This window comes from Ferrovibrio sp. (assembly GCF_029255545.1).
Classification (GTDB): Bacteria; Pseudomonadota; Alphaproteobacteria; order Ferrovibrionales; family Ferrovibrionaceae; genus Ferrovibrio.
Genome location: NZ_JANLJJ010000005.1, coordinates 1 through 9312 on the forward strand (window position 1 = coordinate 1; position 9312 = coordinate 9312).

General features: G+C 63.8%; 12 protein-coding genes and 1 pseudogene. 1 reads left to right on the forward strand and 12 read right to left on the reverse strand.

Translation table 11 applies throughout. From position 1 onward, the window contains the following. The coding region (locus Q1J79_RS00195) for a nucleotidyltransferase family protein (protein ID WP_300295099.1) at positions 1-429 on the forward strand (429 nt) is incomplete at its 5' end. Here the strand turns inward: Q1J79_RS00195 and Q1J79_RS00200 are convergent. From Q1J79_RS00200 to Q1J79_RS00255, 12 genes and pseudogenes are all read right to left on the reverse strand, one after another. After that, positions 422-862, reverse strand: a complete 441-nt coding sequence (locus Q1J79_RS00200; RefSeq protein ID WP_300295100.1) for an FKBP-type peptidyl-prolyl cis-trans isomerase — start codon at positions 860-862, stop codon at positions 422-424. The genes Q1J79_RS00195 and Q1J79_RS00200 overlap by 8 nt on opposite strands. Positions 863-944: 82 nt before the next feature. Then, a complete protein-coding gene (locus Q1J79_RS00205; protein ID WP_367182932.1) occupies positions 945-1274 on the reverse strand; it encodes an FKBP-type peptidyl-prolyl cis-trans isomerase in 330 nt (109 codons plus the stop codon). Positions 1275-1491: 217 nt separating this feature from the next. Continuing rightward, positions 1492-2373 (reverse strand): UDP-2,3-diacylglucosamine diphosphatase, encoded by an 882-nt coding sequence (locus tag Q1J79_RS00210; protein WP_300295104.1) that lies wholly within the window; start codon positions 2371-2373, stop codon positions 1492-1494. Positions 2374-2581: 208 nt separating this feature from the next. Then, positions 2582-2884 (reverse strand): HU family DNA-binding protein, encoded by a 303-nt coding sequence (locus tag Q1J79_RS00215; protein WP_300295106.1) that lies wholly within the window; start codon positions 2882-2884, stop codon positions 2582-2584. 207 nt (positions 2885-3091) lie between these two features. Then, positions 3092-4354: a multidrug effflux MFS transporter gene (locus Q1J79_RS00220; protein WP_367182933.1), complete on the reverse strand. Its 1263-nt coding sequence runs from the start codon at positions 4352-4354 to the stop codon at positions 3092-3094. Positions 4355-4450: 96 nt separating this feature from the next. Next, complete coding sequence (gene ytfE, locus Q1J79_RS00225) at positions 4451-5119, reverse strand: iron-sulfur cluster repair protein YtfE (protein WP_300295107.1); 669 nt, start codon at positions 5117-5119, stop codon at positions 4451-4453. Between the two features lie 20 nt (positions 5120-5139). Continuing rightward, positions 5140-5496, reverse strand: a complete 357-nt coding sequence (locus Q1J79_RS00230; RefSeq protein ID WP_300295109.1) for a carboxymuconolactone decarboxylase family protein — start codon at positions 5494-5496, stop codon at positions 5140-5142. A gap of 18 nt (positions 5497-5514) precedes the next feature. Continuing rightward, entirely contained in the window at positions 5515-6723 is a 1209-nt protein-coding gene (locus Q1J79_RS00235) for an NnrS family protein (protein ID WP_300295111.1), read from the reverse strand. Continuing rightward, complete coding sequence (locus Q1J79_RS00240; protein ID WP_300295113.1) at positions 6720-7448, reverse strand: carbonic anhydrase; 729 nt, start codon at positions 7446-7448, stop codon at positions 6720-6722. The genes Q1J79_RS00235 and Q1J79_RS00240 overlap by 4 nt, the downstream gene beginning before the upstream one ends. A 7-nt stretch (positions 7449-7455) precedes the next feature. Continuing rightward, positions 7456-8214 (reverse strand): peptidylprolyl isomerase, encoded by a 759-nt coding sequence (locus tag Q1J79_RS00245; RefSeq protein WP_300295115.1) that lies wholly within the window; start codon positions 8212-8214, stop codon positions 7456-7458. A 25-nt stretch (positions 8215-8239) separates the two neighbouring features. Further along, the gene (gene narI, locus Q1J79_RS00250) at positions 8240-8938 is read right to left on the reverse strand and encodes a respiratory nitrate reductase subunit gamma (RefSeq protein WP_300295117.1); all 699 of its coding nucleotides are present in this window, start codon (positions 8936-8938) and stop codon (positions 8240-8242) included. A gap of 17 nt (positions 8939-8955) precedes the next feature. Further along, a pseudogene (locus Q1J79_RS00255) lies at positions 8956-9312 on the reverse strand (hypothetical protein); the annotation flags it as partial.

Consider the following 9312-nt stretch of genomic DNA (forward strand, 5'->3'; position numbering starts at 1 on the left):
TGGGACCGGCTCTGCGGTTTCACGCAGCGCACCCCGCTCAACGACATCGATATCGTTTATTTCGACCCGGCCAATACCGGCCGCGCCATCGAGATCGCAGCCGAAGCAGAACTGACCGCCGCCCGCGTCAGCCAGACCTGGTCGGTGCGCAACATGGCGCGCATGCACCTGAAGAACCGCGATGAACCCTACCGGGATACGGCGGACGCCATCGGCCATTGGCTGGAAACGCCCACAGCCGTGGCCGTCACCATGGATGATGACGGTGGGCTGCGCCTGCTGGCGCCGCATGGCGTGGCCGACCTGCTGGCCGGCCGGGTGCGGCCGACCCCGAGCGGCGAGCGCAGGATCGCGGATTACCGGGCGCGCGTGATGGCCAAGGACTGGCCATCACGCTGGCCGAAAATCGTCGTTGAGGGTCTTACCTGAGCTCGATCAGCTCGACATCGAAGATCAGCGTGGCATTCGGCGGGATCACGCCGCCACCGGCACCAGCCGCGCCATAGCCGAGCTGCGGCGGGATCACCAGGGTGCGCTGGCCGCCGGTCTTCATGCCGGCCACACCCTGATCCCAGCCCTTGATCACCCGGCCGGCGCCAAGCGGAAAGGCGAAAGGCTGGCCACGGTCGCGCGAGGAGTCGAATTTACGCCCCTTCTTACCGCCTTCCATCAGCCAGCCGGTATAATGCACCACGGCGGTCTGGCCGCTGCGCGCAATCTCGCCATTGCCCAGCTTGGTCTCGGTATAGCGCAGGCCGGAGGCCGTGGTCTGCTCCTGGGCGAAGGCCGGCACCCGCGGCAGGGCGACGGCCGACAGACCGAGGACAATGGCGACGGCAACGGCACGACGGGAAAGCGGCATTGCAGAAATCTCCTGAACAGGTTTTGACACGGAAAAGATTGCCGCCGGAATGCGGCAGCAGCATGGCCGGCATGGCACCCGCCTAGCGGACGCCGACCAGTTCGATTTCGAAAAACAGGGTGGCGTTCGGTGGAATAATGCGGCCATTACCGCGGGCACCGTAGGCCAGATAGGGCGGGATCAGCAGGGCCCGCTTGCCACCGACCTTCATATAGGCCACGCCCTCGTCCCAGCCCTTGATCACCTTGCCCTGGCCGAGCAGGAACTCGAAGGGCTGGCCACGCTTGTAGGAGGAGTCGAACATCCGGGTGGGTTTGTTGTTTTCCCACAGCCAGCCAGCGTAATGCACGGTGACCATTTTGCCCGGTTCCGCCTTGTCGCCGGTCCCGGCAACGATGTCACCCGCCCGCATGCCAGACGGGGTCTGGCGCAGGTTGATGGCTTCCTGTTTACCCCCGATGCCGATGGCACCGAGTATCGAAGACAGCACTCCCATAACAAAAGAATATCAAGCAAACGGGCCGCTGCCCAGAGTTGTCGAGCAATCAACAATACGACTGGCGGGCGAATCGGCAACCGAATCGGGCACTTCACCCGTGGGCCGGGTGTGGCGCCCCACAGACAAGGGCTCAGCCAACCGTTTCGGGGGCTGGCCGAGGCAGGGATTCGGATCGCATGCCCGACTCGTCCGCATCAGATGCCCCCCCGGCCGGAGATTCGTCAGGCATCAGGAAGCTGCCCAGATTTTCCCGCAACTCCGCCCAACGCAGGATTTCCAGCCGGCCATCGCCATGTTCGACCAACGCGGTACAGCTTTCAACCCAGTCGCCATCATTGCAATACAGGATGCCATCGATATCGCGAATCTCGGCATGATGGATATGACCGCAGACCACCCCGTCGACATGGCGGCGGCGCGCTTCCTCGGCGATGGCCTGCTCGTAGTCGGAGATGAACTCAACAGCGTTCTTCACTTTGTGCTTCAGATAGGCCGACAGCGACCAATAGGGCAGCCCCATCCTGCGGCGCAGGTGGTTGAACCAGGTGTTCAGGCCGAGCGCGAAGCCATAGGCTGCGTCGCCGAGCAGCGCCAGCCATTTGGCGCAGGTGACGATGCCGTCGAAATGATCGCCGTGAGTTACCAGGAATTTCCGGCCATCGGCGGTCTGGTGAATGGCTTCCATCTGCACGGCGATGCCGCCGAACTGCAGGCCGTAATCCTCGATGAAATCGCGCAGGGCTTCGTCGTGGTTGCCCGGCACGTAGATTACCGTGGCGCCCTTGCGAGCCTTGCGTAGCAGCTTCTGCACCACATCATTCTGACTCTGGTTCCAGTACCATGAACGTTTCAGCCGCCAACCATCCACGATATCGCCGACCAGATAGATCGTGTCGGCCTCGGTGTATTTGAGGAATTCCAGCAGCAGGTCGGCCTTGCAGCCGCGAGTGCCCAGATGGATATCAGAGATCCATATAGTGCGGTAACGGGCTGGGCGGAGCGCCATGTTCATCGGTCACCTGCTTTTGCCGGTGCGTAGCGGCGAATCGCTGCAACGGCAAATCCTTGGCCGGGAAGATGAATCTGAGGCTCGTACTTGTCCCGTGAATTTTCCATGACCCGGATGACGGAACGATGACAGTCACGGATACTGGCCGACAAAGAAAAAAGGGCCTGCCGGAAGGCAGGCCCTGGATCGGACGACGTCCTTTGGGGACGGATCAGATCGATTCCTTCAACACCTTGGAGGCGCGGAAGGCAACCTTCTTGGAAGCCTTGATCTTGATCGGCTCGCCGGTCTGCGGGTTGCGGCCCATGCGGGCAGCACGCTTGCGGACCTGCAGGATGCCGAGGTCGCCGAGGCGAACGCGCTCGCCCTTCTTCAGCGACTTGGTGACGGCAGCAAAGAATTCCTCGAACAGACCGGCAGTGGCCTTCTTCTGAAGCTCATGCTTCTCGGCCAGCGCAGTGGCGATCTGCTTCGCGGTCACAGTAACCGTCTTGGTGGCGGCCGCTTTAGCCATGGTCTCTCTCCTCAGAAAAGATGCGTCAGATGTTGTTATGAACGAATCGGGAGTTGGTTCCCGAATCCTCCATAGCACCGCGCCGGGCTCTTGCCCATCGGGGAAAGCGCAAAAATCCGCTAGACATGCGGTTTTTCGACATCCGGGGCGAATCGGAGCCGCAAATCATGCGGGTTTATCGCACCCGCCGCCGCTTCAAGGGGCGATTCAGGAGCGCCTGGAGCGGAATTTGGCGGCTATGGCGAAGCTGAGCACGGCCAGGATACCGCTGCCCAGCATGGTCCAGATCATCGGATGCTGGCTCGGGTCGCTGTCCTGGCCATAGCCGACCAGCACGGCGGCTGCCGCCCCGACCAGCATCTGCAGGGCGCCGGAGAGGCCGGCGGCAGCACCGGCGGCGCGCGGATTGACCGAGACCGCACCGGCCGTGCCGTTGGGCAGGGTGAGGCCGTTGGACAATGCCACTACCGCCATGGGCAGGAACAGGCCCGGCAGGGTCAGCAGGCCGAACCAGCCGGTGGCGCCAAGCGCCAGGATGCCCAGCAGGCCGATCATCGCGCCCCAGGCGATCATGCGATCCACCCCCAGCCTGACCGCGAAACGACCAGTAAGGAAATTACCGGTCAGGTAGCCGACCGAGACGACCATAAACCACAGTCCATAGCTGGAAGCCGGTTCACCCATCACGGTTACCACCACGAAGGGAGCCCCGGCGATGAAGGCGAAGAACACCCCGGAGGTGAAGGCCGTCTGCAATGCATAACCACAAAAGGCCGGTGAGCGCAGCAGATCGCCATAGCCCCGCAGCATGGCCCGGAAACCTTCGCCAAACCCCGGTTCTCTCAGGGTTTCCGGCAGGGTAAAGGCCACCCAGGCAAACACGGCCAGGCCGGCCAGGGCGCAGAAGGCAAAGCTGGCACGCCAGCCGAACAGGGTATCGAGATAGCCACCCAAAGCCGGCGAAAACATCGGCGCCAGCGACATCGCCATGGTGACATAACCAATCATCGCCGCCGAGCGGTCGCGGTCGTAAAGGTCGCGGATGATGGCACGGCCCAGCACCAGGCCGGAGCAACCGCCAATTGCCTGCAGGGCGCGGCCGATCATCAGAATCTCGATCGAGGTTGCAAAAGCGCAGAACAGACTGCCCAGGCAGAAAATCGCCAGGCCGCAGACCAGAACCGGCCTACGGCCATAGCAGTCGCTCAAGGGGCCATAGACCAGCTGCGCCAAGCTGAGGCCGATCAGATAGAAGGTGAGCGTGAGCTGCACCAGGCCGTAATCGACGTGGAAATGCTTCGCCAGTCCTGGCATCGACGGCATGAAGATATTCAGCGCCATCGGTCCCAGCGCAGACATGGCGACCAAGATCACGACGGAGGGGGGGCGGGCGCCGGAGGATGGGCGTGGCTCGGACAGGGCGGATACCGGAAAAACGGCTGCGCCGGCGTTCAGGCCGACGAACAGGATTTGGCGAAACACCCAATCCTATAGCCCTAATCCGGCTACGGACCAACCCCGTCGAGCCGGCCTACCGGTGGATTTCAGCCTTCTGACCGGCGTGAATCAGGCGCCAGGTCCAGTCCAGCGCGGAAACAGCAGATTGTTTTCCAGATGGATATGCTCCATCACGTCGCCAACCAGCTTGCGGGTCCCGGCATAGAGCGCCTGCCAAGTTAGGCAGGCATCCTCCGGCACGATGCCGCCATTGGTCAGCGCCTCGATCAGGCGCAACCGGTCGGCATGCTCCTCGTGTTCGTCCTGCATGACGGCAATCGGATGCATGATCATCGGATGGCCGCCCTGTTTCATCATCGGGAAGAGCATCATTTCTTCCTTCTGCATATGGGTGTCCAACTCCTGCAGCGTCTCGGCCAGCAGGTCGGCCAGCCCGGCCGGCGCCTCCGGGTGGCTGCGGTGAACCGCTTCGACGCGGCGCGCCAGCCGGATCAGCTCAGGCAGTTCGACGCGATGCACGGCATGGTAACAGGTGAGGATATGGTCGATCAGGTCTGCGGTATTGGCCGGTACCGTAGCCACTGAAGCCGTATCCAGCGCCCGCAATTCGCCTTCCAGTTCTTCCACCGCCAAGCCGCGCTTGGCGGCGGCCTCTTTCAGGCTGATGCCGCCACCGCAGCAGAAATCAAGCTTGTGGGCGCGGAATACGCCGGTGGCGCCTGGCAGATGGGCAGCGATATCGGCCAGCGTGCGGCCGCTGTATGTCAATAACTCCATGATACCAACCTTCCCTTCTTCTACTTACCCTTCGCCTTCTTACCGGTATTGTCTGACGCCTCATCCATCCATGCCATGGCGCGGACGGCCGCCGGCGGACCCAGCGTGGTAACAGCCAGCGCGGCGACGTGATGCATCTCGGCCTGACTGACGCCATCGGCCTTGGCCCGGCGGGCGTGAGACTTGGCCGCTCCCTGCGCCTGGGCGCCAATCGCCAGCGCCAGCTTCACCAGCCGACGCGTACGTGCATCGAGAGGGCCGGCCATGGCGGCGGCCGCGCCCAGCGTTTCATAGGCCTGCCAGACGGCCTTGTGCCGTCTGGCGAAATTGCGTGCCGCCTGGGGCAGTGCGGCGGGAGTGGAAGATCGTTTTGCCATGATATCTGTTTTCCTGCCTCAGCCTGGACGGCCGTCGATGCGCGGTGCGATGAGAATGCGGGCATAGCCGATGACAAAGGCCGCAAAGCCGGCCGACCAGAGCAGGCCGCTGGCCACCAGCAGCACATGACTGAACGCCAGTTCCGGAAGCGCTGCCGCGATGATGCGCAGCAGCGCGCCAGCCGCCACGAGGAGATAGGCAGCAGTGGCCGCAGGCGGAGAAGCCAGCCGCCGCCCGGTATGGCCGAGCGAGGCGCGTGTCATCACCGCAAGAATCATCAGGCCGACTCCTCCGCTGCCCAGGGCATGGATGCCGGTCGGGGCCGGCACCAGTCTGGCCGCGCCGGCAGCTTCAAGCGCAAAGCCCAGCGGCAGAAACAGATAGCCCAGATGCAGCGACCAGATGATGGGCAGTTGCAGCACTTCGCGCCGCCACCAGCGCGACAGCCGCCAGCCATGCAGACCGGCAGCCAGCAGATAAGCGCCTACCTGAACGGGAACGGGCAGCGCCGCGAGCTTCGAAATCAAAGCCAACGCCAGGACAACATTGGCGGCCAGCCCCAGTTTCGGCGCCGGTACGATGAAAACGCTGTGGCCGGCCTGCAACAGGCCGCCAATGGTAAAGGCCGGAATGATGCGGCCACCGATGATGCCGATGGCCAGCAGGAAAAAACCCAACGCCGCCTGTAGGCAGAGCATGGCCGTGTCCTGCCAGTCGTAGCGCAACGACAAATGCCAGAGCAGGTTCAGTCCGGTCAGGCCCGACAGGATTACGACGAACACACCGTTGCGCTTGGCGTTACGCTTCAGGATGCCCGGTGCGATGAAGGCGATCAGCAGCAGCCAGAAGCCGATATCGGCCACGGCAAAGAGCATGGCCCATGGCAACAGCGACAGAATCTGCGCCGCCAGCCAGAAGCCGACCAGCAAGACCAGCCGCAGGCGGCGCACCGGCCCAGCTTCGGTCCAGTTCGGTACCGCCGTCAGCAGGAAGCCAGCCAGGGCGGCGGCGGCAAAGCCGAACAGCATGGCATGGCCATGCCACAATATGGGATTGTCGCCCAGCGGCAGATCCCAGCCTATTGCCCAGACCAATGTCCACAGCAGCACGAACAGGCTGGCCTGCAGGCCAGCAAACAGGAAAAACGGCCGGAACCCGCTTTGCAGCAGGATCGGCCAGCGTGATGTCGGTCTGCCGCGGTCTATGGCTGCCGTTGCCTGTGTCATCGCCCCACCAGTTCCATCAGGCCTTCGCAGCAGCCGCAAGCCGGCGCTGGCAATTCCCCGGCAGCCACGGCGCGAAAGCGACCGCTGCTGCCGTCCATCGCCTGAATCTGCCCGTGTTGCAGATCGAAATGCCAGCCATGCAGAGCCAGCTTGCCAGCCTGCACGCGTTCGGTGATCCATGGGAAACTCTGCAGATTGCGCAGCGACAGGCCGATGGCGGCCTTTTCCAGCCAGCGCAGCCGTTCGGCCTCGCCAGCCTCGCTGGCAAGATTCTCCATCTCGGTCACCATCTCGCCGGCCATGGCCACCCAGTCAGGCAGGAACTCGAAATCGGCGCTGCCGGCCCGACGTTCGGCCAGGAAGCGGATGCCGCCGCAATGGGAATGACCCAACACGATGATATGATCGACTTCCAGCGCGCGCACGCCGAATTCCACCGCCGCGCTGGTGCCCTTGGGCACGCCACGCGGTTTTTCATAGGCCGGCACCAGAGCCGCCACGTTGCGGATCACGAACAGGTCGCCCGGCTGGGCTTCGGTCAGCAGGGCGGGATCGGAGCGCGAATCCGAACAGGCGATCACCAGGGCGCGCGGCGACTGGCCTTCGCTGACCAGCTTTTCATATGGCCGGTCGTCGCCTTCGAAGAAGCTGTCATGGAAATGCTCAAACCCGCGTAGCAGACGGCGCAGGGCCAGCGTGCCGGAACTTTGTTCGCGATCCGGCATGATGATGTCACTGCAGCAGCGGCGAGTCGGCGCCGGCCAGGGCCACGCCGGTGATCTCGGCTTCCGCTGCCAGCACGGAAATATATTGGCGGATCGCAGTGCGGAACACCGACTCGGCGAGGTAATCCGCGACGCGTTCGCGTACCTGTTCGTATGCCATCTCGCGGCCGGCCTCGCGCTGCAAGAGTTGCAGCACATGGAAGCCATAGCGGCTGGGCACCGGCACCGGCGAAAGCTGGCCGATCTCCAGGCTGTCGAGGAAGGTCTCGAATTCCGGGATCGTGCTGCCGCTGGCGAACTGGCCCAGATGGCCGCCGGAGTCTTTCGAGGGACAGGCCGAATATTGCTGCGCCAACTGGCCGAACCGTTCCGGGTCGCCCTGCAGCGCCGCGATCAGCGTCTCAGCCTGCATCCGCGCAGCTTCACGTTCTTCCTCGTCGTCCGGCATGGCCGCCAGCAGGATATGGCGGGCCTCGTAAAGCGACGGGCTGCGGAACTGGTCGGGGTTGGCATCGAAATAGCGGCGGCAGGATTCCTCGTCCGGGGCGGGCAGCGAGACTTCCGTCGCGATCACGCGGTCGATGGCATCCTCTGCCTCGCGATCGAAGCCCAGAGCCTCGGCCCGTTGCAGCAACAGCTCACGCACCGCCAGGGCCTCGGCCGCGCGGCGTCCCGCCTCCTCGGCCGTGGCAGCGGGATGATACTGCATCTCGGCCAGCACGGCAGCTTCGTCGATGGCCACGTTGTTCACGCGAATGACGTCCATAATCTGCCTCCTTACAGGATCGGCATCACAGAGTGGGGCGCGCCGGGGAACGGCGCCGCACCACCTGGTAGCTGCGGAATACATAGCCGACCGGCACGCTCCAGATATGCACGAGGCGGCTGAACGGGAAGAGCACGAAGATGGTGATGCCCAGCACCAGGTGCAGCTTGAACGGCCAATCGACATTCATCACCAGTTCGGCGGCGCCGCCACGGAAGGTGACGATGCGCTGCGCCCATTCCGACAGGGCCAGCATGGTGCCGCCGTCGCTGTGCTGCACCGAGAAGGGTAGCGTGACGAGGCCAAGCACCAGTTGCAGCCACAGCACCAGCAGGATGGCGATATCCATCGACGAGCTGGTGGCACGGATGCGCGGATCGGTCAGGCGGCGATGCAGCAGCATGGTCAGTCCGATGAAGCAGATCACGCCGGCCGTGCCGCCCGAGACAACGGCCATCATCTGCTTGGCGCCGGCGGTGATGAAATGCTCGTACAGCCAGTGCGGTGTGAGCAGGCCGACGAAATGGCCAAAGAACAGGAACAGGATGCCGATATGGAACAGGTTTGAACCCCAGCGAAGCTGGCGCGCACGCAGCATCTGGCTGGATCCGCTACGCCAGGTGTATTGCCCGCGTTCGAACCGCACCAGGCTGCCGATCAGGAAGACGCTGAGGCCGATATAGGGATAGATCCCGAACAGGAAATGCTCGACATACTGCATCATGGCTTCGTCCTCCGGTCTCAGCGCGGGGATGGATTATTCATGGCCTGCACCCAGGCCGAGGCTTTGCCGCAACCATTGCCGGCGCGCGTCGGGTCATTCTCTGGCCCGAAGGTGACGGCGGCTTCCTCCCAGGCCCGATCAAGAGCATCGAAGCTGTCGTCCTCCTCCTCGGGCGGGCGAACCGGCGCGACCACGGCGCCGGCATCGGCGAGCGCCAGCAGGGCTGCCGGCACCGCGGCATAGGCCGACTGGCGCTTTTCCAGCCGGTCGCGCAGCAGCGCAAAGATCGGCGCCGCATCGCGCAGGATGCCGCGCGCCTCCTGCGGATCGATCTGGCTGAGGAATTCCAGCAGCAGCGGCAGGTAATCGGGCAG

Coding starts and splice junctions, on each gene's coding strand:
- Q1J79_RS00200 (WP_300295100.1), bottom strand. CDS start 862: ATGCCGCTTTCCCGTCGTGCCGTTGCCGTCGCCATTGTCCTCGGTCTG.
- Q1J79_RS00205 (WP_367182932.1), bottom strand. CDS start 1,274: ATGCGGGCGGGTGACATCGTTGCCGGGACCGGCGACAAGGCGGAACCG.
- Q1J79_RS00210 (WP_300295104.1), bottom strand. CDS start 2,373: ATGAACATGGCGCTCCGCCCAGCCCGTTACCGCACTATATGGATCTCT.
- Q1J79_RS00215 (WP_300295106.1), bottom strand. CDS start 2,884: ATGGCTAAAGCGGCCGCCACCAAGACGGTTACTGTGACCGCGAAGCAG.
- ytfE (WP_300295107.1), bottom strand. CDS start 5,119: ATGGAGTTATTGACATACAGCGGCCGCACGCTGGCCGATATCGCTGCC.
- Q1J79_RS00230 (WP_300295109.1), bottom strand. CDS start 5,496: ATGGCAAAACGATCTTCCACTCCCGCCGCACTGCCCCAGGCGGCACGC.
- Q1J79_RS00235 (WP_300295111.1), bottom strand. CDS start 6,723: ATGACACAGGCAACGGCAGCCATAGACCGCGGCAGACCGACATCACGC.
- Q1J79_RS00240 (WP_300295113.1), bottom strand. CDS start 7,448: ATGCCGGATCGCGAACAAAGTTCCGGCACGCTGGCCCTGCGCCGTCTG.
- Q1J79_RS00245 (WP_300295115.1), bottom strand. CDS start 8,214: ATGGACGTCATTCGCGTGAACAACGTGGCCATCGACGAAGCTGCCGTG.
- narI (WP_300295117.1), bottom strand. CDS start 8,938: ATGATGCAGTATGTCGAGCATTTCCTGTTCGGGATCTATCCCTATATC.